We start from the raw sequence: 25574 nt of genomic DNA, 5'->3' as shown, positions 1-25574 counted from the left end.
TTAACGTCGTTGCATGGAAGGCACCGCGCACGACCCCTACGATCCGTCCGCCACCGAGCGCTGGGCCGCCGAGCCGGACAAGCGGCCCGGCCGCACCGCCTTCCAGCGCGACCGCGCGCGCGTGCTGCATTCCGCCGCACTGCGCCGGCTCGCCGGGAAGACCCAGGTCGTCACCCCGGGCAGCCGCTCCTTCGACTGGGACGCCAGCCCCCGCACCCGGCTCACCCACTCCCTGGAATGCGCCCAGGTGGGAAGGGAACTGGGGGCCGCCCTCGGCTGCGACCCCGACCTCGTGGAGACCGCCTGCCTCTCCCACGACATGGGCCACCCGCCGTTCGGGCACAACGGCGAGGAGGTCCTCAACGAGTTCGCGAAGGACTGCGGCGGCTTCGAGGGCAACGCCCAGTCGCTGCGCCTGCTGACCCGGCTGGAACCCAAGCGGTTCGTGCCGGACCCCGCCACCGGCGAGCCGGTCAGCGTGGGGCTCAACCTCACCCGCGCGTCCCTCGACGCGGCCACCAAGTACCCGTGGCCGCGCGGGAGCCACCCCACCGAGCCGGATTCGGTCAAGTTCGGCTCGTACGACGACGACCTCCCGGTGTTCGCCTGGCTGCGGCGCGGTGCGCCCGCCGACCGCAAGTGCTTCGAGGCCCAGGTGATGGACTGGTCGGACGACGTCGCGTACTCCGTCCACGACTTCGAGGACGGGCTGCACGCAGGACACCTCGACCCCAACCTGCTCTTCTCCGAGACCGAGCGGAGCGCCATCTGGCGGGTGGCCATCGGCCGTTACGTCCCGGCGGGCACCGACCCCGAGGAACTGCGCGAGGCCCTGGACCGGCTGATGGAGCAGGACTGGTGGCCGCACGGGTACGACGGCTCGGCCGTCGCCCAGGCCCGGCTGAAGGACGCCACCAGCCAGCTGATCGGCCGGTTCTGCCTGGCCGCGGAGACCGCGACCCGGGAGGCGTACGGCACGGGCCGGCTCACCCGGTACGCGGCGGAGCTGGTCGTCCCCCGGGAGGCCCGCAACGAGTGCGCCGTACTGAAGGCGGTCGCCGACCTCTACGTGATGCAGCGCGCGGCACAGGAGCGGGTACGGGCGGACCAGCGCATCGTCCTGGCCGAACTCGCGGAGGCGCTCAGCGCGCGTGCGCCCGAGGGACTGGACCCGCAGTTCCGCGCGCTGTTCGACGCCGCGCCCGACGACCGGGCGGCAAAACGCGCGGTCATCGACCAGATCGCCTCGCTCACCGACGCCTCCGCCCTCTCCCTCCACACCAGGCTCACCGTCCGGTCACGGCGCGCCGGGACCTGAGCCGATCGGGCCACGGCCCCTTCACGGGGCAGACTCGATGCGGGACGCTCGCAAGTGGCCGCAAGTGGCGCAGAGGTTATGAGGAGGCATCAGGTGGTCGACGCACACCGGACGTTCGTCATCGTCGGCGGGGGTCTGGCCGGGGCAAAGGCGGCGGAAACACTGAGGTCGGAGGGGTTCACCGGCCGGGTCATCCTGATCGGTGACGAGCGCGACCACCCTTACGAGCGGCCTCCCCTGTCCAAGGGGTACCTGCTGGGCAAGGAGGAACGCGACAGCGTCTTCGTCCACGAGCCCGGCTGGTACGCGCGGGCCGACGTCGAACTGCACCTGGGCCAGCCCGCCGTCCAGCTGGACCGGGAGGGCAAGCGGGTCGTCCTGGGCGACGGCACCGCCCTGCACTACGACAAGCTGCTGCTGGCCACCGGCGCCGAACCCCGCCGCCTGGACATCCCCGGCACCGGCCTGGCCGGGGTGCACCACCTGCGCCGCCTCGCGCACGCCGAGCGGCTCCGCGGGGAGCTCGCCGCCCTCGGCCGGGACAACGGCCACCTGCTGATCGCGGGCGCCGGGTGGATCGGGCTGGAGGTCGCGGCCGCCGCCCGCACCTACGGCGCCGAGGTGACGGTGATCGAGCCGGAGCCCACCCCGCTGCACGCGGTCCTCGGCCCGGAGCTCGGCACCGTCTTCGCCGACCTGCACCGCGAGCACGGGGTCACCTTCCGCTTCGGGGCCCGGCTGAGCGAGATCACCGGACACGACGGCATGGTGCTGGCCGCCCGCACCGACGACGGCGAGGAGCACCCGGCCCACGCGGTGCTCGCCGCGGTCGGCGCGGTCCCGCGGACCGCGCTCGCCGAGACCTCCGGCCTGGCCCTGGTGGACCGGGCGCACGGTGGCGGCATCGCGGTGGACGAGTCGCTGCGCACCTCCGACCCCGACGTCTACGCCGTCGGCGACGTGGCCGCCGCCCACCACCCGCTGTTCGGGACCCGGCTGCGGGTCGAGCACTGGGCGAACGCGCTCAACGGGGGGCCGGCCGCCGCCCGGGCGATGCTCGGCCAGGAGGTCCGCTACGACCGGGTGCCGTACTTCTTCTCCGACCAGTACGACGTGGGCATGGAGTACTCGGGGTACGCACCGCCCGGCTCCTACGACCAGGTCGTGGTCCGGGGCGACGTGGGGCGGCGGGAGTTCATCGCCTTCTGGCTGTCGGAGGGCCGGGTGCTGGCGGGCATGAACGTGAACGTGTGGGACGTCACGGAGACGGTCCAGGGGTTGATCCGGTCCGGTGCGGCGGTGGACCGGGAGGCCCTTTCCGACCCGCAGGTGCCGCTGGAATCCCTCCTCCCGGCGGCGGAGGGCTCCTGACCGGATCCCCGGCCGGGCCCTGACCGGCCCCCGGCCGACCCCGGCCGGACTCCCGGCGGGACGCCCGGCCGGACTCCCGATCCGGCTGCCGGCCGGACTCCTGACCGGGCTGTCGGACACCGGCCGTAGAATTCACGCGTGGCAGGCAGGATCAATGACGACGACGTGAAGGCGGTACGGGACGCGGTCCCGATCGACGCCGTCGTCTCCGAGTACCTCCAGCTGCGCAACGCCGGCGGCGGCAACCTCAAGGGCCTCTGCCCCTTCCACGACGAGAAGTCCCCGTCCTTCCAGGTCAGCCCGAGCAAGGGGCTGTACCACTGCTTCGGCTGCCAGGCGGGCGGGGACACCCTCGACTTCATCATGAAGATCGACCACCTGTCGTTCTCCGAGGCGGTCGAGCGGCTGGCCGGGCAGGCCGGCATCACCCTCCGCTACGAGGAGGGCGGGTACACCGCGGGCACCAGCGGCCGCGGCGAGCGGATCCGGCTGGTCGAGGCGCACAAGGCGGCCGCGCAGTTCTACGTGGACCAGCTGGAGTCCCCCGAGGCGGAGATCGGCCGCCGGTTCCTGGCCGAACGCGGCTTCGACCAGGCCGCGGCCGCGCAGTTCGGGGTGGGCTACAGCCCGGCCGGCTGGGACCACCTGACCCGGTTCCTGCGCGGGCGGGGCTTCACCGACAAGGAGCTGGTCCTCTCCGGGCTGGCCCAGGACAGCCGCAGCGGGAAGCCGATCGACCGGTTCCGGGGCCGGCTGATGTGGCCGATCCGCGACATCACCGGCGAGGTGGTCGGCTTCGGCGCGCGCAAACTGCGGGACGACGACAACGGCCCCAAGTACCTGAACACGCCCGAGACGGCGATCTACCGGAAGTCCCAGGTGCTGTACGGCATCGACCACGCCAAGAAGGAGATCGCGAAGACCTCCCGGGCGGTGGTGGTCGAGGGCTACACCGACGTCATGGCCTGCCACCTGGCCGGGGTGACCACGGCGATCGCCACCTGTGGCACGGCCTTCGGCGGGGACCACATCAAGATCCTCCGGCGGCTGCTGATGGACAACGCCACCGCCGAGGTGATCTTCACCTTCGACGGCGACGCGGCCGGCCAGAAGGCCGCGCTGCGGGCCTTCGAGGACGACCAGAAGTTCGCCGCGGAGACCTCCATCGCGATCACGCCGGGCGGGATGGACCCGTGCGAGCTGCGGCTGGCCGAGGGCGACGACGCGGTGCAGGGTCTGGTGGAGAGCCGGACCCCGCTGTTCGAGTTCGCGCTGCGGCACATCGTGGCCCGGCACAACCTGGAGAACCCGGCGGGCCGGGCCGCGGCGCTGGACGAGGCCGCCCCGGTGGTGGCCAACATCAAGAACATCGCGATCCAGCACGAGTCGGCGGTGCAGCTGGCCGGCATGCTGGGCGTACGGGACGAGCAGTTCGTGGTCAAGCGGGTGGCGCAGCTGGCCCGTTGGGCCCGGGAGCGGGGTGCCGGCGGCCCGGCCGGCGGTCCCGGCGGCCGGACGCAGCAGGCCGGGCGCGGGCAGGCCCGCGGGCAGGCGTACGAGGCGGTGCCGGCACCCGCCCCGGCGGGGCTGTCCGGTCCGGCGCTGAACCTGCGCAGCCCGGCCCACCGCACCGAACGGGAGCTGCTGAAGCTCGCCCTGCAGCGGCCGGAGCTGGTGTCCCCCGCGTTCGACGCGTACGGCGTGGACGAGTTCACCGCCCCGCCGTACGCGGCGGTGCGGCAGGCGGTGCTGGACGCGGGCGGCGCGTCCTCCGGCGGCGAGGACTTCCTGGCCCGGGTCCGCGACGCCGCGCCGAACGACACCGTCCGGGCCCTGGTGACGGAGCTCGCGGTCGAGGCGGTCTTCTCCAAGACCGTGGACGACGCCTACGCGGGCGAGCAGCTGGTGGCGGTCCGGCTCCGCGCGGTGGACCGCCGGGTCAACGAGCTGAACAGCACGATCGTCCGGCTGAACCCGCACGCGCAGGCCGAGCAGCACCAGGCGATCAACCAGGAGCTGTGGGTGCTCCAGCAGTACGGCCGCCGGCTGCGCGAACAGGGCGCGGCGGGGCTGTAGTCAGCGATCGGCCGGGCGGCGGGCCAGCCAGTCGCCGCCGGGTATCGGGGTGCCGGACTCGGTGAGCCGGCGGGCCACCAGGGGCGCCGCCAGGTACACCCAGGCGCGGACCGGGGTGCCGTCCGGGCGGACGGCCTCGCGGAGCACCCGGTCGTAGACGTTCCGGGGGCGGCCCGGGCCGTGGTACTCCTCCAGCCGGTCCAGGGCCGCGAGCAGCTCCTCGTACGCGCCGGGCGCGGCGGTGACCAGCTCGCCGGACACGGAGCCGCCGGGGTGCTCCACGGCGAAGGGGTAGCCGGGGCCCTCGTAGAGCCGCGCGCCGGGCAGCAGGGCCGGTTCCTCGGCGGCGGTGCGGCCGCGCAGGAACAGGTCGTGGTTGACCTCGCCGGGGCGCAGGGTTCCGTAGACGAAGAACGGGAGCTCGGCGGTCACGGGGCGACCTCCTCGGCGACCTCCGCGGCGACCCAGGCCAGATAGCCGGCGCTGCCCGCGGTCACCGGGGTGGCGATGATCTCCGGGGTGTCGTACGGATGGTCCGCGGCCAGGGCGGCTTCCAGGGCCGGGTACCGGCCGGCGGTGGTCTTGAGGAGCACCTGCCATTCCCCGGCGGTCTCCACGGCGCCCCGCCACCGGTACACCGAGGTGACCGGGCCGGAGATCTGGGCGCAGGCGGCGAGGCGCGCGTCCACGGCGACCCGGGCGAGCGCGTTCGCCGCCTCCGCGGAGTCGACGGTGGTCAGCACGGTCACCACCGCCTCCGCCCCGGCCGGCTCCGGTGCGGTCCGTTCGACCGGTGTCACGGGGACCTCCCTGGCAATGGATGCAACCGGGTGAACGGTACGGCGATCCCGCCCGAACCTCCACCCAGGCGGCGTGCACCATCCACCGAGCCCCGGACGGCGCCCCGCCGGGGCATGCGCACGGCTCCGCCGGGGCGCGGGCGCGGCTCCGCCCAGGGTGCGGGGGCAGCTCCGCTGAGGTGTGGGCAGGCGTTCCGCAGGGCGATGGGGGTCCCCCCTGCGGCACGCCTGCCCACACGGCGGGCGGCGTAGCGCCACCAAGCCCAGCCCGGCCAGGGCAACGGCCGACCCACACCGCGGCGCGGTACGACCGCCAAGCACCGCCCCGCCAGGGCGACAGTCGGCACCCGCGCGGCCAAGGCGCCGGCCTCCAGGCCCGCACGGAGTCGCGGTACGGCCACAAGCCCCGCCCCGCCGGGGCAACGGTCGGCGCCCCCGGCGGCGGGGTGCGGCCGGCCCTCCGCGCATGCCGGGTCACCCGGACGGGGGTCGGGGGCGGCGAGCCCCGGACGAGTGGGTTGACCTGCTGTGACGGGGTGCGGGCGGGGTCCCGCCGGAGGGATGTGACGAGGCATCAGGAGGCGCTGCAGCCCGCACGGGGATTAGCTCGACGCACGACCCCGGTCAGGAGGAGCGAGGAACCCATGCGCCGCCGCACCGCCCGCCTGCTCACCGCCACCGCACTGACCGCCGCCGCCCTCACCGGCCCGGTGAGCAGCTCGGTGATGGGCTCGGTCGCGGCAGCGGTCACGCGCGCGGGACCGGCCGCGCAGGCAGCCGGCCGCTCCGGCCCCGCCACCGCGGGCCCCGCCACCATCGGCCCCTCCACCGCCGGCGACTTCGCCGTACTGGAGGTGTGGCCGAAGTCGGCCGCCCCCGGCACCACCGTCACCGTGAACACCACCGCCTGCGGCCCGGACGGCGAGGCCGACGGCGATGCCACCACGGTCGACGGCGGCCGGTTCCGGCTGGCACCGGGCACGCACAAGGAGGTCGTCGTGGGGCAGTTCCAGGTCGCCCGCGACACCCGGCCCGGCACCTACGAGATCGGCGCGACCTGCGCCGACGGCAGGTTCGCCACCGGCGACCTGGTCGTCACCGAGGGACACGGCCCGCAGGGCCACGTCCGCACGGGAGTGGGCGGTGGTACGGCCACCACCGCCGACCCCGCCAAGATCACGGCGGGAGCGGCAGTGCTGGCCGCGGCCGCCGTCGGCGGTACCTGGCTCCTGCGTCGCCGGGCGAGCGGCACGCGGAGCTGACGGGCGCCCACCGCGGCCCCGGCCGCGGTCCGACCGGTACCGCCCCCCGTCGCCCGCCCCGCGAGGTCCCCCCGTTCGCGGGGCCGGGCGACGGCCACCCCCACCACACGGCCCGAAGACCGTCGCACGGCCCGGGCCCCACCGAGGGAAAGGACCATGCCCGGCGACTTCCGCGACTCCGGCTCGGGCTCCGGTCCCGGCGCGAGTCCCGACTCGGGCCCGGACCCGGGCTCGGACCCCGCCTCCGGCTCGGGCCCCGACTCCCGAACCGGTCCCTGTCCCCGCTCGGCTGCCGCCTCCGGCTCGGGTCCCGACTCCGGCTCGGATTCCGACTCCGAGGCCGGACCCCATCCCAACTCGGCTGCCGCCCCCGGCCCAGCTCCCGACCCCAAGGCCGGGCCCCATCCCGACTCGGCTGCCGCCCCCGGCCCGGATCCCGACCCCAAGACCGGGCCCTGGCCCGACTCGGCTGCCGCCCCCGGCCCAGGCCCTGATCACGATCCCGGCCCGGGGCCCGAGTCCGGCGCTGCGCCCCGGTCCGGTGCCCGTGGTGGTGCCGCTCTCGGACCCGGGCCCGGCACCGGTCCCGAACCGGACGGGCGTCTCCGACCGGCCTCCGCTACGGGTACCCGACCCGGTACCCGTACCGGAGGGGACTCCGGCAGGAACGCCACCGGCTCCGACATCGACGCCGGCTCCGAGGACCGCTCCTTCGGCCGCCTCCACCCCGGTCCCGGCAGCGGCAGCGGACCCGGCACGGACAGGGGCCCGGGCGGACGCACCGGCAGGTGCGCCGCCGGGGGCGCCTGGGGCGGGACCGCGAAGGGGCCCGGAAAATGCGTCGGCGGCGACGGAGTCGGCCTGCGGCCCGGGGCCGGCCGGTTCGACCGGATCGGCCTCGGTCCCGCGCCCGTCGCCCGGGCCGGGCTGCTCGCGCTCGCCGTCTGCCTCGGCGTATGGCTGGTCACCAGCGGCTCCGCGGAAGAGGTCCGGCCGCCGCAGCCCTCCCCCGCCGAGGCCGCGGACGCCTGGGGCGGCCGGTCCGGGGCCGCGCCGCTTCCGGGCTCCCCGCCCGTCCGCATCCGCATCCCCTCCATCGGGGTGGACGCCCCGCTGACCGGGCTCGGCCTGGACCGCGACGGCAGCCTCCAGGTGCCGCCCACCGGCGACCGCAACCTGGCCGGCTGGTACCGGGACGGCACCACCCCCGGCGCGGCCGGTACGGCGATCCTGGCCGGGCACGTCGACCGCGCCACCGGCCCGGCGGTGTTCTACCGGCTCGGCGCGGTCCGGCGCGGCGCGTCCGTGGAGGTGCCGCGCGCGGACGGCCGTACCGCCGTGTTCACCGTGCACGCGGTCGAGGTGTACGACGCGGACGCCTTCCCCGACGAGCGCGTGTACGGGCCCGCCCGGCGCGCCGAACTCCGCGTGATCACCTGCGGCGGGCCCTTCTCCCCCGGCACGGGCTACCGGGGGAACGTGGTGGTGTTCGCCCACCTGACCGGCGTCCGCTGACCGGCGCCCACCGCCGGTCCCGGCCCCGGCCCCGGCCCCGGCCGCCGCCCCGGCCGCCGCGCCGTCAGGCCCACTGCTCCCAGCCCAGCTTCAGCACCAGCGCGCAGACCACCGTCAGCAGCACCACCCGGACGAAGCCACTGCCCTTCTTGAGCGCGAGCCGGGCGCCCGCCATGCCGCCGGCGAGGTTGAAGACCGCCATCAGCGCGGCCAGCCGCCACATCACCGCGCCCTGGTACGAGAAGACGGCGAGGGCGCCGGCGTTGGTCCCGACGTTGACGATCTTGGCGGTGGCGGAGGCGGTCAGCAGGTCCAGGCGGAGCAGCCCGGTCAGGGTGAGGACCAGGAAGGTGCCCGTCCCCGGCCCGATCAGGCCGTCGTAGAAGCCGATGCCGACGCCCGCGAGGAGGATCGCGGCGACGACGCGCTGCCGGGTGACCGGCCCCGTGGCCGGAGCCGCACCGAACGAGGGCTTGAAGATCACGAACGCGGCGACCAGCAGCAGCACCACCATGACCACCGGGATCATGGCGTCCTTGCTGACGGAGGCGGCGAGCACCGCGCCGCCCGCCGCGCCCGCCATCGCCGCGAGGCCGATGCGCAGCGCGGTCTTCACGTCGACGGGCGCCTTGCGGGCGAAGGTGATCGCCGCGCCGGCGGTGCCGACGATGGCGACCGCCTTGTTGGTGCCGAGGGCGTGCGTATGGGGCACGTTCGCGGGCAGGCCCAGCAGCAGGGCGGGCAGCAGCAGGAGTCCGCCGCCGCCCACCACCGCGTCGATCCAGCCGGCCGCCGCGGCGGCCGCGCACAGCACGATGATCATGGTCGTGGATATGTCAGGCACGTCCCGACCCTATGGATCACTTGAGTGCACAGGGCATCAATCGGCGGTTTCTTGCGCAAGGTTTGAGGTTTCCACCGCCGCTGCCACCGGCGGGACCCGGTCCGGGGCGACCGGAGCCGCCGGCACCGGCACGGCCGTCAGCACGGTCGCGGCGAGCGCCCCGGCCGCCCCGATGCCGGCCGCGACCCGCCACCGGGGCGGCACGGCGAGCAGCGCGGCGAACGGCCCGGAGAGCGGCGCAGCGAACGGCCCGGCCCCCCGTCTGCGCCGGTGCCTCCCATGCGGCCCCGGGACCGTGCCGGAAGCCGTCACCGGACCCGGGCCGTGCCCCCAGCCCGAATCGGGCACGGACGCAGTCACGGACGCAGGCCCGGACGCAGGCCCGGACGCAGTCACGGACGCGGCCACGGGCGGGTGCGTCGCCACGTCCACGGGAACGTGCAGCGGATGGCGTATCGGTCGGCGGGGCGGGCGCACGGCGGGTCGGTCTCCCTCGGTCGGAACGTGGACAAGAAGGCGGATCAGAACAACAAGGCGGACAAGAAGGCGGGCGAGGAGGCGGGCGAGGAGGCGGATCGGAGGGCGGATCAGAAGGCGAAGCATTCGGCGTGGATCCGGGCAGCCGGCACCCCGGCCCGCAGCAGCGAGGCGTGGGTCGCCGCCGCCATCCCCGGCGGCCCGCACAGGTAGACGTCGTGCTCGGCCAGGTCCGGCACCAGCGCCCGCAGCGCGCCCGCGGCGAGGGGGTCGTAGGCCCCGTCGGACGGCCCCAGCAGGTAGTGCAGCCCGGCCTGCCGCCCGGCGGCGATGGCCTCCAGTTCGGGCCGCAGCACCAGCTGTTCCGCCGCCCCGGCCCGGTACAGCAGGGTGAGGTCCCCGGGGCCTCCGGGCAGCGTCTCGAACAGCGTGCGCAGCGGGGTGATGCCCACCCCGCCCGCGATGAGCAGCACCTTGGCTCGGGTGCGGCGGGCCGCGGTGAGCGCGCCGAAGGGGCCGGTGGCGATCACCCGGGTGCCGGGGCGCAGCCGGCGGATCCGGCGGGAGTGCCCGCCCAGGCCCTTCACGGTGATCCGGAGGGTGTGGTCCCCGTCCCGGACGGGCGCGGAGAGCGAGAACGGCAGCGCGGTGTACCAGAGCCGCCGTTGAAGGAACCGCCAGCGCAGGAACTGCCCGGGTTCGGCCCGGAGTTCGGCGAGGTGGTCCCCGTGCACGAGGACGGAGACCACGCCCGGCCCCTCGGCCCGGACCCCGGCCACCCGCAGCGAGTGCCGCAGGGCCTGCCGTACGGGGACCACCGCGCGGTACCAGACCAGGAGTGCGGCGACCACGGTGTGGGCGAGTGCCCAGAACCAGCCGAGGGCGGCGAGGTCGGGCCCGGCGAGCTGGTGGACGAAGGCGAGGGCGGCCGCCGCGTACACCAGCAGGTGCGCGCCGCGCCAGGTTTCGTGGGCGAGGCGGCGGCGTACCGCGCGGGCGGAGGTGAACCCCACGGCGGCGAACAGCGCGGCACCGGCGGCGGCAGCGGCCAGCGCGGGGTAACCGAGCAGCTCGCGGGCGGCGGTGAGGAGGTCGCGCCCGGCGTGCACGGCGTAGCCGAGGAGGGCGAGGAGGGCGTGCCCGGCACAGAGCAGCAGGACGTGCCGGCCGCCGGCCGCGTGCCAGCGGGCCAGTCGGTCGGCGCCCACGCCGTGCTCGACGGCGGGCACCCGGGCCATGAGGAAGAGCAGGACGAGCACCCCGTACCCGGCGAGCAGACCGGTGAGGTGGGCGGCGGTGGCGAAGAGCGCGTCGGGCCGGGCGGAAGGCCGCACCTGGGCCGCCCACAGCAGGCAGACCGCCCCGGCCCCGCCCAGGATCCCGCCCTTGACCCGCACCACCGCATCACGCATACGGGCACGCTAGGCGCCCCCGGACGACACCAGAAGATCCTTAAGCCTGGCTTGAGGGAGCCCTCACGGGCACTTAAGCCGGCCTGGGAGACGGGCGTTCCGTCCGGGTAACAAGGGCGATGCGGCCGGGAAACAGCGGGCCCGCACGCTCATGGCATGACCTGGCGACAGCAGCGTGTGGTGGTGGTCGGCGGCGGCCTCGCGGGGCTGCGGCTGGCCCAGCGGCTCGGCTCCGCACCGACGACCGTGACCGTGTCCGTGTTCGGCGAGGAGCCGCACGTCCCGTACAACCGGGTGCTGCTCGCGGAGATCCTCGCGGGGCGTTACGCGGCCGAGGTCGCGGCCCTGCCCTCGGCCGGGCCGGGGCTGCGGCGCGGCGTCCGGGCGGTCCTGATCGACCGGCACGCGCGGCTCGTGCACGGCGACGACGGGTCCGTCGAGCCGTACGACGTGCTGGTCCTGGCCACCGGCTCCAACCCGGTGCTGCCGCCGCTGCGGGGCCTGTTCGAGCCCGGTGACGGTGAACTGCCCGACGGCGTGCACCCCTTCCGCACCATGGACGACTGCACGGCCCTCTCCGACGCGGTCGGGCCGGGCGTCCGCACGGTGGTGATCGGCGGCGGGCTGCTGGGCGTCTCGGCGGCGCGGGCCCTGGCCGCGCGGGGCGCACAGGTGGTCCTGGCCCAGCAGGGCGAGCGCCTGATGGAACGCCAGCTGGACGCACCGGCCTCCGCACTGTTGCGGTCCCACCTGACGGAGCTCGGGGTGGAGGTCCACACCGAGTGCCGCGTCCGCGCGGTCCTCACCGACCCCCCGGGCTCCGGCCCGGGCCGCCGGGACGCGCGGCCCGCGCCGGCCGGACCCCGGCGGGTCACCGGCGTGGAACTCGCCGACGGCTACCGTCTCGACGCCGACCTGGTCGTCCTCGCCTGCGGCGTACGGCCCCGCGTGGGCCTGGCCCGGGCCGCCGGGCTCGACGTACGGCAGGGCGTGCTCGTCGACGACGAGCTGCGCACCAGCGACCCCCGGATCCACGCGATCGGCGACTGCGCCGAGCACGGCGGCCGGGTCTACGGCCTGGCCGGCCCGGCCCTGGAACAGGCCGACGTACTGGCCTCGATCCTGCTGAGCGGTCCGGCCGCGGCCGGGCACCCCGAAGCCCGTTCGGCTTCCCCGGCCCACGCGGCTCCGCACGCCCACGCAGCTTCCCCCGCCCACGCAGCTCCCGAAGCGAACGAAGCCCCCGTGCCCGGCCCCGGTCAGGGGGCCGGGGCCGGGCACGGCCGGACAGCCGGCGCCCCCGGCACCCCCGGCCCGGACACCGCCGAAGCCGTGCACGGCGCGGGAGCGCCCGTGGGCGCCCCCGGCCCGGACCCCGGCCCGGACACCGGCCCGGCAACGCCCGCGGGCGCCCCCCTCCGCTACACCGGCACCCGCGCCCTGACCCGGCTCACCCTCGCCCACGGCCCCGCCGGCCCCGCGCCCCTCGACCTCGCCGCCTTCGGCGAGACCACCCCGCTCCCCGGCGACGACGTCGTCCGGCTGACCGACGCCACCCGCCGCACCTACCGGCAGGTCGTCGTCCGCGGGGACCGGCTCGTCGGCGGGGTGCTCCTCGGCGAGCTCTCCGCCGTGGGAACCCTCGCCCGCGCCTGGGAGGGCGACGAACCCCTGTCCGCCACGGACCGGCTGATCCACCTGCTCACCGACGACGGAGGCCCCACACGATGACCAAGCCCACGATCCTGCTCATCGGGCACGGCATGGTCGGCCAGCGCTACCTCGAAGCGCTCGCCGAACGCGGGACGACCCGCACCCACCGCGTCGTCGTGCTCGCCGAGGAGCCCCGGCCCGCCTACGACCGGGTCCACCTCACCTCCTACTTCTCCGGCAGCACCCCCGAGGAGCTGTCCCTCACCCCGGCCGGCTTCCTGGCGGAGCACGGCATAGAGCTGCACCTCGACGACCCCGCCGCCTCCGTCGACCGGGCCGCCCGCACCGTCACCGCCGGCTCCGGCCGGGTCCACCCGTACGACGTCCTCGTGCTCGCCACCGGCTCGTACCCCTTCGTGCCGCCCGTCCCCGGCAAGGACGCCCCCGGCTGCTTCGTCTACCGCACCATCGAGGACCTGCTGGCCATCGAGGAGTACGCCCGGGGCCGCACCCGCGGCGCGGTGGTCGGCGGCGGCCTGCTCGGCCTGGAGGCGGCCGGGGCCCTGAAGGGCCTCGGACTGGACACCCGGATCGTGGAGTTCGCGCCCCGGCTGATGCCCGTCCAGGTCGACGAGGGCGGCGGCGCCGCCCTGCTGCGCACCATCGAGGGCATGGGCCTGACCGTGCACACCGGCGTCGGCACCCAGGAGGTCGTCACCGGCGGCCCGGACGGTTCGGTCAGCGGCATGCTGCTCTCCGACGGAACGACGGTCGGCACCGACCTGGTGGTCTTCTCCGCCGGGGTCCGGCCCCGCGACGGGCTGGCCCGGGACTGCGGCCTCGACGTCGGCGAACGCGGCGGCATCACCGTCGACGCCCGCTGCCGCACCTCCGACCCGTACGTGTACGCCATCGGCGAGTGCGCGCAGGCCGCCGACGGCCGCGTCTACGGACTGGTCGCCCCCGGCTACGAGATGGCCGAGACCGCCGCCGACGACCTGCTCGGCCGGGGCCGCGAGTTCACCGGCGCCGACCTGTCCACCAAGCTCAAGCTGCTCGGCGTGGACGTGGCCTCCTTCGGCGACGCCCACGGCACCGCCGAGGGCAGCCTCGACGTGGTCTACTCCGACTCCCGCTCGGGGATCTACAAGAAGCTGGTGGTCTCCCCCGACGGCACCCTGCTCGGCGGGGTGCTGGTCGGCGAGGCCGACGCCTACGGCCTGCTGCGCCCGCTGACCGGCAGCGTCCCGCCGGTCTCCCCCGAACAGCTGGTGCTGCCCGCGGGGGCCGGCGCCCCCGCCGCCCTCGGCCCGGCCGCGCTGCCCGACACCGCGGTGATCTGCTCCTGCCACAACGTGACCAAGAAGGAGATCACCGCCTGCGCCACCCTCGCCGAGGTGAAGAAGTGCACCCGGGCGGGCACCGGCTGCGGCAGCTGCGTAAAGGTGATCGGCCAGCTGCTGCCGGCGAGCACCGACAAGGGGCTCTGCGCCTGCTTCCCCCACACCAGGGCGGAGCTCTACGAGATCGTCCGCACCCGCCGCCTGAGCACGTACGAGGAACTCCTCGACGGACACGGCCGGGAGGCGGCCAAGGGCGGCGACGGCTGCGAGACCTGCAAGCCGGCCGTCGGCTCGATCATCGCCTCGCTCGCGCCGAGCATCGGCGCCAGCGGCTACGTCCTGGCCGACGGGCAGGCGGCCCTCCAGGACACCAACGACCACTTCCTGGCGAACCTGCAGCGCAACGGCTCGTACTCGGTGGTCCCGCGGATCCCCGGCGGCGAGATCACCCCGGAGAAACTGATCGTGATCGGCGAGGTGGCCCGCGACTTCGGCCTCTACACGAAGATCACCGGCGGTCAGCGGATCGACCTGTTCGGCGCCTCGGTGGACCAGCTGCCGAAGATCTGGACCCGCCTGGTGGACGCCGGATTCGAGTCCGGGCACGCCTACGGGAAGGCCCTGCGCACCGTGAAGTCCTGCGTGGGACAGACCTGGTGCCGCTACGGCGTCCAGGACAGCGTCCGCATGGCCATCGACCTGGAACTCCGCTACCGGGGCCTGCGCGCCCCGCACAAGCTCAAGTCCGCGGTGTCCGGCTGCGCCCGGGAGTGCGCGGAGGCCCAGAGCAAGGACTTCGGGGTCATCGCCACGGCCGGCGGCTGGAACCTCTACGTCGGCGGGAACGGCGGGGCCACCCCGCGCCACGCGGACCTGCTCGCCCAGGACCTGTCCGACGCCGAACTCGTCCGGCTGATCGACCGCTTCCTGATGTTCTACATCCGCACCGCCGACCGCCTGGAGCGGACCTCCACCTGGCTGGACCGGCTGGAGGGCGGCCTGGACCACCTCCGGGACGTGGTCGTGCACGACTCGCTGGGGCTGTGCGCGGAGCTGGAGTCCCTGATGGCCGGGCACGTGGCGCACTACCGCGACGAGTGGGCGGCCACCCTGGACGACCCGGAGCGGCTGCGGCGGTTCGTGTCCTTCGTCAACGCGCCGGGCGCGCCCGACCCGGCGGTGAAGTTCGTGCCCGAACGGGACCAGGTCAAGCCCGACCTGACCGTCCTCACGCTGGAACCCCTGGGAGGGAACCGATGACCGTGGAACTGCGGGTGGCCGAGGGATGGCTGACCGTCTGCGAGCTCGGGCAGCTGCTGCCCGGCCGGGGAGTGGCGGCCCTGCTGCCCGACGGGAGCCAGGCCGCGGTCTTCGTGGACCGGGCCGGGCGCACGTACGCGATCGGCAACCGGGATCCCTTCACCGGGGCGCAGGTGCTCTCGCGCGGGCTGATCGGAGCGGCGGCCGGCCGGCCGTTCGTGGCCTCGCCGCTGCTCAAGCAGCGCTTCGACCTGGAGACGGGGCGCTGCCTGGACGACGAGGAGGTGGCGGTCCCCACCTATCCGGTACGGACCGCCGCGACCTCCTGACACCGCCGCGGCCTCCCGACACCACGGCGGCCGGACCCTGCGGCGCCGGCCGCCGTCAGCCCTGCCGGGCGGCGGCCGGGTCCATCCACACGACCTCCCACAGGTGGTGGTCGAGGTCCTCGAAGGTGCGGCCGTACATGAAGCCGTACTCCATGGCCGGGCGCGGCTCGGTGGCACCGCCCGCGAGGGCCCCGTCGACCAGCTCGTCGACCCGCTCGCGGCTGTCGGCGCTCAGCGCGAAGATGCCCTGGGCGGTGCGGGCGGTGTCCGCGATCTTCTTGGAGGTGAACTCCTTGAACTTGGCCTCGGTCAGCAGCATCGCGAAGATCGTGTCGCTGAAGACCAGACAGGCCGCGGTGTCGTCGGTGAACTGCGGGTTGAAGGAGTAGCCGAGCTTCTCCCAGAACGCCTTGGCCGCGTCCAGGTCCTTGACGGGCAGGTTCACGAAGATCATCTGCGGCTGGGACATCCCGGTCTCTTCTCTCTCGGTGCCGTGTGGTGCTGTCGAGAGGTAGACCAGGGGCCGCCGGGAAACTCATCGGTCCCGTCGAAACTTTTTTGCGGATCTACGAAGCCGCAGGTCAGGGGCGGTGGGGCAGCGGGGTCAGACCAGTGAGGAGCGCAGCTCCAGGGCGGCCAGCGGCACGAAGCCCGGCCCCTGACCGGTGAGCGGCGCGTCCCCGCCCGCCAGCCGCCGGTGCAGGGTGAGCGCGATCCGCTCGCCCTGGTCCTTGGCCCGCTCGGCGAGCGGCCCGGCGTACAGCCCGTCGACGGTGGCGCGCCACAGCTGCACCCAGCGCCCGAAGTCCTCCGCGGTGAGGGGGCGGACCGAGTGCACGGCGGCGTGCGGAGCCAGGGCATTGCCCTCGTAGCGGGCGGTGCGGAACAGCGCCTGCTCCCAGAAGTCGGTGATCCGGGGCAGGTGGGCCTCCAGGTCGGTGCCCGCGATCCGGGTGAAGAACGGCCCGATCAGGGGGTCGGCGAAGGCCGCCGTGTAGAAGCGGCGCAGCAGGACGTCGAGGTCCGCCCGCCCGGCGATATCGGAGCGCGTTCCGTTCATGTCTCCGGCATCCTCGCGCATCCGTGGCCCCTCCGGGGCCGGAAAGCCACGGAATGGCGCGACGTCCGGAAATCGCCCCTGCACGGCCGGTCCGGCGGCCGGACCGGGGGCGCGGGGATTGCACTCCGACCGGTCGCCCGCGCGTCACGAGGAATTGACGTCCGGTCAACTCTGGACTCCTAGGTTCCCAGTCGCGCATGACCCCGGGAGGCCGGCCGGCCTCCCGGGGCCTCCCTCCCCCCAGGAGTGACCGTGGAACGTCGTACCTTCCTGCGCGGTGCCGTGATCGGCACGTCGGCCGCCGCCTTCGGCGGCACCCTGATGCGCGGCGCCGCCTACGCGGCCCCCGCCCAGCCCGGCCCCGGTCCCTACGGGGCCCTGGGCGCGGCGGACGCGAACGGCATCATGCTCCCGGCCGGCTTCACCAGCCGGGTGATCGCCCGATCCGGCCAGACCGTGAGCGGCACCTCGTACACCTGGCACAACGCTCCCGACGGCGGTGCGTGCTTCACCGACGGATCGGGCTGGATCTACGTGTCGAACTCCGAGATCAACCCTTCCGGCGGCGCGAGCGCCGTCAGGTTCAACTCGTCCGGCACGGTCACCGGCGCGTACCGGATCCTCTCCAACACCCGGCAGAACTGCGCGGGCGGCAAGACCCCGTGGAACACCTGGCTGTCCTGCGAGGAGGTCAGCCTGGGCTACGTGTACGAGACCGACCCGTACGGGGTGAACGCGGCCGTGCAGCGGCCCGCGATGGGCCGGTTCAAGCACGAGGCCGCGGCCGCCGACCCGGTCCGCCAGGTCGTCTACCTGACCGAGGACGAGACGGACGGCTGCTTCTACCGGTTCATCCCCACCGCCTGGGGCAGCCTCACCTCCGGCACCCTGCAGGTCCTCAAGGCCGGCAGCGGCACCTCCGGCTCCTTCACCTGGCAGAACGTGCCGGACCCCGACGGCTCGCCGACCGTCACCCGCAGCCAGGTCTCCGGCGCGAAGAAGTTCAACGGCGGCGAGGGCTGCCACTACGCCAACGACACCGTCTGGTTCACCACCAAGGGCGACAACCGGGTCTGGCAGCTGAACCTGGCCAACAGCACCTACGAGCTGGCCTACGACGACTCCCTCGTGGTGGGCGGCGGCGCCCCGCTGACCGGCGTCGACAACGTCACCGGCTCCTCCTCCGGCGACCTGTTCGTGGCCGAGGACGGCGGCAACATGGAGATCTGCATCATCACCCCGGACGACGTGGTCGCCCCGTTCCTGCGGATCACCGGCCAGTCCTCGTCGGAGATCACCGGCCCGGCCTTCTCCCCCGCCGGCAACCGCCTGTACTTCTCCAGCCAGCGCGGTACGAGCGGCAGCTCCTCGGGCGGCATCACCTACGAGGTCACGGGCCCGTTCCGGACCTGAGCCCTGCCCGGGCACCTGAGCCCGCCTGCCCCACGGCCCCGTCCCGCGGCCCCGCCTCCACGGCCGCCTCCGGGGTCGCCTGACGGCCGCACCCCGCCCGGGTCCTCCCGGCCGGGGTGCGGCCGCGCTCAGGAGGCCACCGCCCCGCCCTTCAGCAGGGCCGCGCCCAGCGGGGTCACGGTGTGCAGCACCGCGTTGCCCCGGCGCAGGGTGGTGACCAGACCGGCCTCGCGCATCACGCCGGCGTGCTGGCTGGCCGAGGCCAGCGAGACCCCGGCCCGGCGGGCCAGCTCACTGGTGGTGGCGCCGTCCCCGATGGCCCGCAGCACCACCGAGCGGGTGTGCCCGACCAGCTTGCCCAGGCTGCGGACGCGCCGCTCGTCGGGGCAGGCGGGGCGGACCGCGTCCACCCCGGCCGAGGCGGAGGCCAGTTCGGCCGCCGCCGGGTACACCAGCACCGGCGGCAGCTCGGGGTCCTGCAGGGTCACGGCGGTGCGCCGGCAGAAGAACGACGGCTGGAGCAGCAGCCCGCGCCCCTGGAGCCGTACGTCGCGGTCCACCGGGTAGTCGCACTCCAGCACCGGGGCGCGCCAGCGCAGCATCGGCGGCAGGGAGTCCAGGAGCTCGTCCGCGCCCCCGTCGAGCAGGGCCCGCCCGCGGGCGGCCCGCTCCGCCTCGATCTGGGCCTGGATGTGCGTCCAGTACGGCTCCACGGCGGCCCGGTGGTAGCCGCGCAGCTCGCGCAGCAGCCGGGGCAGCACCTGGGTGCCGCCGTCGGCGAACTCCCGCAGCCGGGGTGACAGCGGCGCTCCGCCGGCCACCAGGGACAGCTCCCTGCGGAGCCGTTCGTCACGGATCCCGCGCAGCGCGTCGAGCCCGACGTCCCACCCGAAGCGGCCCTCGGCCGGGGTCAGGAAATCGGGGAAATAGCCGCGACTCGGTATGAGCGCACCAAGCAGCCGTGTTTCACTATTCAACCTGCTCCGCGCTTCAGTACGCCATTCACCGAACAACCGGGCATCCCGCCGGTCTCTTAGGCGGTGAAAACTAAGAATCGTTTCCCACAACGCATCGGGACGCCCTGCCATCCGTACGCGTGCCAGGTCCACTCCAGTGAAATGGATACGCAGCACCGAACCCCCACCTGTGCAACCGCAATCCCCCCGCCCCATGAGTATGCATGCAGTCACACGACGTCACCACGCCCTTTCGGCCACAGTTGAAACCCCTTTCGGCAGGGGTGTGACAACCGAAATGCTGTACTCCGCCGGGCACACTCCGGTGCGACCGAAACGCTCCGTGAAGGCCGTGGGGGGCTTTGCGGGGCCTGGCGGTCGGTCGCACCGGGAAGCGCCGACGTGACCGGCGGATTGACAGCAGGCGGTGGACGGGTGGGGATCCGTCCACCGCCTGCTGGCGTTGAATAGTGGTTGAACTCGAAAAAGCACGGCGCGCCTGCCCTCGGGGGTCAGGGAACCCGGGGGCAGGCGCGCGGTCGGCGGTCCGGCCGTCCCGTCAGGGTCCGTCACAGGACCTGATGACCCGTCGTGGACCGGGATGGTCCGTCATGTCCGACGGGACGGCCGGAGTGTGGGGGTGGTGGGGTCAGCGGCTGTCGGAGCCCTTGTCCGCGCCCACCGCGGCGGCCCGGCCGGCCTCCAGGCGCGCCACCGGGATCCGGAACGGCGAGCAGGAGACGTAGTCGAGGCCGACCTCGTGGAAGAAGTGCACCGACTCGGGGTCGCCGCCGTGCTCGCCGCAGACGCCGAGCTTGAGGTCGGGGCGGGTGGCCCGGCCCAGCTTGGCCGCGTGCCGGACCAGGGAGCCCACGCCGTCCTTGTCGATGGTCTCGAACGGCGAGACCCCGAAGATGCCCTTCTCCAGGTAGGCGGTGAAGAAGCTGGCCTCCACGTCGTCGCGGGAGAAGCCCCACACCGTCTGGGTCAGGTCGTTCGTGCCGAAGGAGAAGAACTGGGCGGCCTCGGCGATCTGGTCCGCGGTCAGCGCGGCCCGGGGCAGCTCGATCATGGTGCCGATGGTCAGCTTGAGGCTGGTGCCGGTGGCGGCCTCGACCTCGGCGATGATCCGGTCGGCCTCCTCGCGGACGATCTCCAGCTCCTGGACGGTGCCGACCAGCGGGATCATGATCTCGGCGCGGGGGTCGCCCTTGGCGTCCTTGCGGATGGCGGCCGCCTCCGCGATCGCGCGGACCTGCATGGCGAACAGGCCGGGGATGACCAGGCCGAGGCGGACGCCGCGCAGACCCAGCATCGGGTTCTGCTCGTGCAGCTTGTGCACGGCCTGGAGCAGACGCAGGTCGTTCTCGTTGGGGTCCTTGCGGGCCTCGGCGAGGGCGACCCGGACCGACAGCTCGGTGATGTCGGGCAGGAACTCGTGCAGCGGCGGGTCGAGCAGGCGGACGGTGACGGGCAGGCCGTCCATCGCCTCGAACAGCTCGACGAAGTCCTTCTTCTGCAGCGGCAGGAGGGCACTGAGTGCCTTCTCGCGCTCGGAGTCGGTGTCGGCCAGGATCAGGCGCTCGACCATCTCGCGGCGCTCGCCGAGGAACATGTGCTCGGTGCGGCACAGGCCGATGCCCTGGGCGCCGAACCGGCGGGCGCGCAGGGCGTCCTCGGCGTTGTCGGCGTTGGCGCGGACGCGCAGCCGGCGGACCCCGTCGGCGTAGGACATGATCCGGTGGACCGCGCCGATCAGCTCGTCGGCCTCGTCGGCACCGGCGTGCATGCGGCCCTCGAAGTACTCGACCACCGGGGACGGTACGACGGGTACCTCGCCGCGGTACACCTTGCCGGTGGAGCCGTCGATGGAGACGACGTCACCCTCCTCGATGACCTGGCCGGAGGAGGTGGTCAGACGGCGGCGCTTGGTGTCGACGTCGAGCTCCTCGGCGCCGCAGACACAGGTCTTGCCCATGCCGCGGGCGACGACGGCGGCGTGCGAGGTCTTGCCGCCGCGCGAGGTCAGGATGCCCTCGGAGGCGATCATGCCGTCCAGGTCGTCGGGGTTGGTCTCGCGGCGGATCAGGATGACCTTCTCGCCGGAACGGGACCACTTGACGGCCGTGTAGGAGTCGAAGACGGCCTTGCCGACGGCGGCACCCGGGGAGGCGGCGATGCCGCGGCCGAGCAGCTCGGTCTTCGCGTCCTCGTCGAAGCGCGGGAACATCAGCTGGGCGAGCTGCGCGCCGTTGACCCGGCGGAGCGCCTCGGCCTCGTCGATCAGGCCCTGGTCCACCAGCTGGGTGGCGATGCGGAAGGCGGCGCCGGCGGTGCGCTTGCCGACCCGGGTCTGGAGCATCCACAGCTGGCCGCGCTCGATGGTGAACTCGATGTCGCACAGGTCCTTGTAGTGCGTTTCGAGGGTCTCCATGATCTGCATCAGCTGGTCGTAGGACTTCTTGTCCAGCTGCTCCAGGTCGGAGAGGGGCACGGTGTTGCGGATGCCGGCGACGACGTCCTCGCCCTGCGCGTTCTGCAGGTAGTCGCCGTAGACGCCCTGGTGGCCGCTGGCGGGGTCGCGGGTGAAGGCGACGCCGGTGCCGGAGTCCGGGCCGAGGTTGCCGAAGACCATGGAGCAGACGTTGACCGCGGTGCCCAGGTCGCCGGGGATGCGCTCCTGGCGGCGGTAGAGCTTGGCGCGGTCGGTGTTCCAGGAGTTGAACACCGCCTCGACGGCGAGGTCGAGCTGCTCGCGGGCGTCCTGCGGGAACTCGCGGCCGGCCTCCTTCGCCACGATCTTCTTGAAGGCCTTGACCAGCTTCTTGAGGTCGGCGGCGTCGAGGTCGGTGTCGACGGCGACCTTCTTGGCGGCCTTGGCCTCCTCGAGGGCCTCCTCGAAGAGCTCGCCCTCGACGCCGAGCACGGTCTTGCCGAACATCTGGATCAGGCGGCGGTACGAGTCCCAGGCGAAGCGCTCGTTGTCGGCCTGCTTGGCCAGGCCCTGGACCGACTCGTCGGACATGCCGATGTTGAGGACCGTGTCCATCATGCCGGGCATGGAGAACTTGGCGCCGGACCGGACGGAGACCAGCAGCGGGTCGTCGGACTGGCCGAGCTTCTTGCCCATCTTCGCCTCGAGGGCCTGCAGGTGGGCGGTGACCTCGTCGCGCAGCGCGGCCGGGGCCTCACCGCTGTCCAGGTACACCTTGCAGGCGTCGGTGGTGATGGTGAAGCCGGGAGGCACCGGGAGACCCAGGTTGGTCATCTCGGCGAGGTTGGCACCCTTGCCGCCGAGAAGGTCCTTGAGGTCGCGGTTGCCTTCGGTGAAGTCGTAGACGAACTTCTGATCTTTGTTTTCCGACACGGGTCTCGACTCCTCGAGGACTCGGTGGCTGCCCTGACGGCGAGGAACATACCCAGATCGAAGGCTTCTGGGTACGTCCACTTGGTCGTCATGTGCCCGTAACCGGCCCGGCGCCACCAGATCGAAAGTAACCGGTGAGTAGCCAAAACCTCCTAAGACCTTTCACCTCCCGAACGGGAAAGTGCCATCTGAGGCCTGATCCCGCTCGGATGAGCGATCATCGATACTCTTGTGTTCAAGAGTTGAACGCACAAAGGGTGGCACCCAGTGCCACCCTTTGGAAGTCATAGCCGTGATCTGTTCGCTCATCTGAGCGCAACCGACCCCATGCGTGGCGTATCTCACGCCGCGCGCGGAGGGGATTCTCAGCCTCCGGACGTATCCAGCTCTGCGTCTTCACTCACCCCAGCGCAGTCGTAGGGATCCTTGAGCCAGCCTTCGGGCAGGACAACCCGGTTGTTTCCGGACGTCCGGCCGCGCGGACCGTCGGCACCCTCGGGCCAGGGCTGGTCCAGATCAAGCTCGCTCAGATGAGCGTCCAGTTCGGACAGGGAGGACGTGATCGCCAGCTTCTTGCGCATCTCGGATCCGACCGAGAACCCCTTGAGGTACCAGGCCACGTGCTTACGGAAGTCGATCACACCGCGGGCCTCGTCGCCGATCCACTCCCCCAGCAGGGTCGCGTGGCGGATCATGACCGCGGCGACCTCCCGGAGCGAGGGGGCGTAGTAGTCGTCCGTACGACCCTCGAAGGCCGCCACCAGGTCGTTGAACAGCCACGGACGGCCCAGGCAGCCGCGGCCGACCACCACGCCGTCGCAGCCGGTCTCCCGGACCATGCGCAGCGCGTCCTCGGCGCACCAGATGTCCCCGTTGCCCAGCACCGGGATCTCCGGCACGTGCTCCTTGAGCCGTGCGATGGCCTCCCAGTCGGCGATGCCGCCGTAGTGCTGGGCGGTGGTCCGGCCGTGCAGGGCTATCGCGGTGACGCCCTCCTCCACCGCGATCCGGCCCGCGTCCAGGTAGGTCAGGTGGTCGTCGTCGATGCCCTTGCGCATCTTCATGGTCACCGGCAGGTCGCCGGCCCCGCTGACCGCTTCCCGGAGGATCGCGCGGAGCAGGTTCCGCTTGTACGGGAGGGCGGAGCCGCCGCCCTTCCGGGTGACCTTGGGCACCGGGCAGCCGAAGTTCAGGTCGATGTGGTCGGCCCGGTCCTCCTCGACGATCATCCGGACGGCCTTGCCCACGGTGGCCGGGTCCACCCCGTACAGCTGAATCGACCGCGGCTTTTCCGATTCGTCGAAGTGGATCAGCTGCATGGTCTTCTCGTTGCGCTCGACCAGCGCGCGCGTCGTGATCATCTCGCTGACGAACAGTCCCTTGCCGCCCGAGAACTCGCGGCAGAGCGTGCGGAACGGGGCGTTGGTGATGCCGGCCATGGGCGCGAGCACCACCGGGGGCTGCACGGTGTGCGGGCCGATCGCGAGGGCGGGGGGGAGCGTGGTCATCCCCCCATTGTCGCGCATGCCGTGTTGATCAGGTGTCCGTACGATCGGCGCCATGAGCGAGACCGGCCACCGGCACCGCATGGTGATCCTGGCGATCTGCTGCCTGAGCCTGCTGATCGTCAGCCTCGACAACACCGTCCTGAACGTCGCCCTGCCGCAGATGCGGCGGGAGCTCGACGCCCCCGTGTCCGGCATGCAGTGGACCATCGACGCCTACACGCTGACGATGGCCGCGCTGCTGATGCTGGCCGGGTCCACGGCCGACCGGATCGGCCGCCGCAAAGTGTTCACGGCCGGTCTGGTCATGTTCCTGCTGGGCTCGCTGCTGTGTTCGCTGGCGCCCGGCCTGGAGTGGCTGATCGCCTTCCGGGTGGTCCAGGCCGTGGGTGCGGCGATGCTCAACCCGGTCGCCATGTCGATCATCGCCAACACCTTCACCGAACCGGCCGCGCGGGCCCGGGCGATCGGCGTCTGGGGCGGGGTGGCCGGCATCGCGATGGCGGCCGGCCCGCTGGTGGGCGGCGTCCTCGTGGACACCGTGGGCTGGCGGTCCATCTTCTGGCTGAACCTGCCGATCGGTCTGGTCGCGCTGGTGCTGACCCTGCGGTTCATCCCCGAGTCGCGGGCCCCGCGGCCGCGCCGTCCCGATCCGGTGGGACAGCTGCTGATCATGGCCCTGCTGGGGTCGCTGACGTACGGGATCATCGAGGCGCCCACCGCCGGCCTCCGCTCCGGCCTGGTGCTGGGCTGCGCGGCGGTCGCCCTCGCCTCCTTCGTCGGGCTGCTGGTGTACGAGCCGCGGCGGGCGGACCCGCTGATCGACCCGCGGTTCTTCCGGAGCGTCCCCTTCAGCGGTGCGGTGCTGATCGCGATCTGCGCCTTCGCCGGGCTCTCCGGGTACCTCTTCCTGACCACCCTCTACCTGCAGGACGTACGCGGTCTGGACGCCCTGCACGCCGGCCTGTGGATGCTCCCGCTGGCGCTGATGACCTGCCTGATCGCCCCGCTGTCGGGGCGGCTGGTGGGCAGCCGGGGGCCGCGGCTGCCGCTGGTGGTGGCCGGTCTGGGGATGGGGTCGAGCGGCCTGCTGTTCGCCGCCTTCTCCGCGGAGGACCGGGTCTGGCTGATGCTCGCCGCCTTCCTGCTGTTCGGCGTGGGCTTCGGCATGGTCAACTCGCCGATCACCAACACGGCGGTCTCGGGCATGCCCCGTTCGCAGGCGGGCGTGGCGGCGGCGGTCGCCGCCACCAGCCGGCAGACCGGCGGCACGCTGGGCGTGGCGGTGATCGGCTCGGTGCTGGCGGCAGGGCTGGCTCGGGGCGGCGACTTCGCCGGGGCCGCCCGGCCGGCCTGGTGGATCATCACGCTCTGCGGGCTGCTGACCCTGGTGCTGGGCCTGGTGAGCAGCGGCGCCTGGGCGCGCGCGACGGCCGCCCGGACCGCGGCGGCCCTGGAGGAGCCGCCGGCCGGGCCCGGACCGTCCGCGATGGCCGCGGGGCCGCCCCGGTCCGAGTGACCGGGCGTACGCCCCGGCCGAGGGGGGTGCGCAGCGCAGCTGCTCGCACTCCTCCTCATCCTCATCCTCATCCTCATCCTCATCGGAGAGGTTG

19 protein-coding genes are annotated in these 25574 nt (G+C 73.6%); 10 read left to right on the top strand and 9 right to left on the bottom strand.

What is annotated here, in order from left to right; translation table 11 throughout:
- Positions 1–13: 13 nt before the first annotated feature.
- From AB0O36_RS12415 to dnaG, 3 genes are all read left to right on the top strand, one after another.
- Positions 14–1318: a deoxyguanosinetriphosphate triphosphohydrolase gene (locus AB0O36_RS12415; RefSeq protein ID WP_365107962.1), complete on the top strand. Its 1305-nt coding sequence runs from the start codon at positions 14–16 to the stop codon at positions 1316–1318.
- 93 nt (positions 1319–1411) lie between these two features.
- Positions 1412–2689: an FAD-dependent oxidoreductase gene (locus AB0O36_RS12410; RefSeq protein ID WP_365107960.1), complete on the top strand. Its 1278-nt coding sequence runs from the start codon at positions 1412–1414 to the stop codon at positions 2687–2689.
- 138 nt (positions 2690–2827) lie between these two features.
- A complete protein-coding gene (gene dnaG, locus AB0O36_RS12405; RefSeq protein ID WP_365107957.1) occupies positions 2828–4765 on the top strand; it encodes a DNA primase in 1938 nt (645 codons plus the stop codon).
- Here dnaG and AB0O36_RS12400 read toward each other — a convergent pair whose 3' ends face one another.
- Together AB0O36_RS12400 and cutA are read right to left on the bottom strand one after the other, a co-directional pair.
- Positions 4766–5197, bottom strand: coding sequence for a gamma-glutamylcyclotransferase family protein (locus AB0O36_RS12400; RefSeq protein ID WP_365107955.1), 432 nt, complete (start codon positions 5195–5197; stop codon positions 4766–4768).
- The gene (gene cutA / locus AB0O36_RS12395; RefSeq protein WP_365107953.1) at positions 5194–5565 is read right to left on the bottom strand and encodes a divalent-cation tolerance protein CutA; all 372 of its coding nucleotides are present in this window, start codon (positions 5563–5565) and stop codon (positions 5194–5196) included. Before cutA ends, AB0O36_RS12400 begins: the two co-directional genes overlap by 4 nt.
- A 644-nt stretch (positions 5566–6209) precedes the next feature.
- On the opposite strand from cutA, the gene AB0O36_RS12390 reads away from it, so the two are divergent.
- Both AB0O36_RS12390 and AB0O36_RS12385 read left to right on the top strand, forming a co-directional pair.
- Positions 6210–6827 carry a hypothetical protein gene (locus tag AB0O36_RS12390; RefSeq protein WP_365107950.1) on the top strand — a complete coding sequence of 206 codons (618 nt, stop codon included), beginning with the start codon at positions 6210–6212 and terminating at the stop codon, positions 6825–6827.
- A gap of 891 nt (positions 6828–7718) precedes the next feature.
- Entirely contained in the window at positions 7719–8342 is a 624-nt protein-coding gene (locus tag AB0O36_RS12385) for a class F sortase (RefSeq protein ID WP_365108293.1), read from the top strand.
- 64 nt (positions 8343–8406) lie between these two features.
- Here AB0O36_RS12385 and AB0O36_RS12380 read toward each other — a convergent pair whose 3' ends face one another.
- Entirely contained in the window at positions 8407–9186 is a 780-nt protein-coding gene (locus AB0O36_RS12380) for a TSUP family transporter (protein ID WP_365107947.1), read from the bottom strand.
- A 587-nt stretch (positions 9187–9773) separates the two neighbouring features.
- Positions 9774–11075, bottom strand: coding sequence for a ferric reductase-like transmembrane domain-containing protein (locus AB0O36_RS12375; protein WP_365107944.1), 1302 nt, complete (start codon positions 11073–11075; stop codon positions 9774–9776).
- Positions 11076–11231: 156 nt separating this feature from the next.
- Here AB0O36_RS12375 and AB0O36_RS12370 point away from each other — a divergent pair, with 156 nt between their 5' ends.
- The 3 genes from AB0O36_RS12370 to nirD are packed head-to-tail and all read left to right on the top strand — an operon-like array spanning position 11232 to position 15660.
- Positions 11232–12806, top strand: coding sequence for an FAD-dependent oxidoreductase (locus AB0O36_RS12370; protein ID WP_365107941.1), 1575 nt, complete (start codon positions 11232–11234; stop codon positions 12804–12806).
- The gene (gene nirB / locus AB0O36_RS12365) at positions 12803–15331 is read left to right on the top strand and encodes a nitrite reductase large subunit NirB (protein WP_365107938.1); all 2529 of its coding nucleotides are present in this window, start codon (positions 12803–12805) and stop codon (positions 15329–15331) included. The genes AB0O36_RS12370 and nirB overlap by 4 nt, the downstream gene beginning before the upstream one ends.
- Positions 15328–15660, top strand: a complete 333-nt coding sequence (nirD, locus tag AB0O36_RS12360) for a nitrite reductase small subunit NirD (protein WP_365107935.1) — start codon at positions 15328–15330, stop codon at positions 15658–15660. The genes nirB and nirD overlap by 4 nt, the downstream gene beginning before the upstream one ends.
- Before the next feature lie 55 nt (positions 15661–15715).
- Here nirD and AB0O36_RS12355 read toward each other — a convergent pair whose 3' ends face one another.
- Both AB0O36_RS12355 and AB0O36_RS12350 read right to left on the bottom strand, forming a co-directional pair.
- Complete coding sequence (locus AB0O36_RS12355; protein ID WP_365107933.1) at positions 15716–16129, bottom strand: VOC family protein; 414 nt, start codon at positions 16127–16129, stop codon at positions 15716–15718.
- 135 nt (positions 16130–16264) lie between these two features.
- Positions 16265–16720, bottom strand: coding sequence for a group III truncated hemoglobin (locus tag AB0O36_RS12350; protein ID WP_365107930.1), 456 nt, complete (start codon positions 16718–16720; stop codon positions 16265–16267).
- 252 nt (positions 16721–16972) lie between these two features.
- Here AB0O36_RS12350 and AB0O36_RS12345 point away from each other — a divergent pair, with 252 nt between their 5' ends.
- Positions 16973–18133, top strand: coding sequence for an alkaline phosphatase PhoX (locus tag AB0O36_RS12345; RefSeq protein WP_365107927.1), 1161 nt, complete (start codon positions 16973–16975; stop codon positions 18131–18133).
- 128 nt (positions 18134–18261) lie between these two features.
- Here the strand turns inward: AB0O36_RS12345 and AB0O36_RS12340 are convergent, their stop codons facing one another.
- From AB0O36_RS12340 to dusB, 3 genes are all read right to left on the bottom strand, one after another.
- A complete protein-coding gene (locus AB0O36_RS12340; RefSeq protein WP_365107924.1) occupies positions 18262–19266 on the bottom strand; it encodes a winged helix-turn-helix domain-containing protein in 1005 nt (334 codons plus the stop codon).
- 472 nt (positions 19267–19738) lie between these two features.
- The gene (gene ppdK / locus AB0O36_RS12335; protein WP_365107922.1) at positions 19739–22456 is read right to left on the bottom strand and encodes a pyruvate, phosphate dikinase; all 2718 of its coding nucleotides are present in this window, start codon (positions 22454–22456) and stop codon (positions 19739–19741) included.
- Positions 22457–22821: 365 nt separating this feature from the next.
- Complete coding sequence (gene dusB, locus AB0O36_RS12330; protein ID WP_365107919.1) at positions 22822–23982, bottom strand: tRNA dihydrouridine synthase DusB; 1161 nt, start codon at positions 23980–23982, stop codon at positions 22822–22824.
- A 34-nt stretch (positions 23983–24016) separates the two neighbouring features.
- Between dusB and AB0O36_RS12325 the strand changes: the two genes are divergently transcribed.
- Entirely contained in the window at positions 24017–25480 is a 1464-nt protein-coding gene (locus AB0O36_RS12325; protein ID WP_365107916.1) for an MFS transporter, read from the top strand.
- The last annotated feature ends 94 nt before the right edge of the window (positions 25481–25574 follow it).

The sequence above is a fragment of the Streptomyces sp. NPDC089799 genome (assembly GCF_040684755.1).
Classification (GTDB): Bacteria; Actinomycetota; Actinomycetes; order Streptomycetales; family Streptomycetaceae; genus Streptomyces.
This window is presented reverse-complemented; position numbering and strand designations above follow the sequence as displayed.

Bases quoted from the DNA above. Each gene is read 5' to 3' on its own strand.
- AB0O36_RS12415 (WP_365107962.1), top strand. From the start codon at position 14: ATGGAAGGCACCGCGCACGACCCCTACGATCCGTCCGCCACCGAGCGC.
- AB0O36_RS12390 (WP_365107950.1), top strand. From the start codon at position 6,210: ATGCGCCGCCGCACCGCCCGCCTGCTCACCGCCACCGCACTGACCGCC.
- AB0O36_RS12375 (WP_365107944.1), bottom strand. From the start codon at position 11,075: ATGCGTGATGCGGTGGTGCGGGTCAAGGGCGGGATCCTGGGCGGGGCC.
- AB0O36_RS12370 (WP_365107941.1), top strand. From the start codon at position 11,232: ATGACCTGGCGACAGCAGCGTGTGGTGGTGGTCGGCGGCGGCCTCGCG.
- nirB (WP_365107938.1), top strand. From the start codon at position 12,803: ATGACCAAGCCCACGATCCTGCTCATCGGGCACGGCATGGTCGGCCAG.
- nirD (WP_365107935.1), top strand. From the start codon at position 15,328: ATGACCGTGGAACTGCGGGTGGCCGAGGGATGGCTGACCGTCTGCGAG.
- AB0O36_RS12355 (WP_365107933.1), bottom strand. From the start codon at position 16,129: ATGTCCCAGCCGCAGATGATCTTCGTGAACCTGCCCGTCAAGGACCTG.
- AB0O36_RS12350 (WP_365107930.1), bottom strand. From the start codon at position 16,720: ATGAACGGAACGCGCTCCGATATCGCCGGGCGGGCGGACCTCGACGTC.
- dusB (WP_365107919.1), bottom strand. From the start codon at position 23,982: ATGCGCGACAATGGGGGGATGACCACGCTCCCCCCCGCCCTCGCGATC.
- AB0O36_RS12325 (WP_365107916.1), top strand. From the start codon at position 24,017: ATGAGCGAGACCGGCCACCGGCACCGCATGGTGATCCTGGCGATCTGC.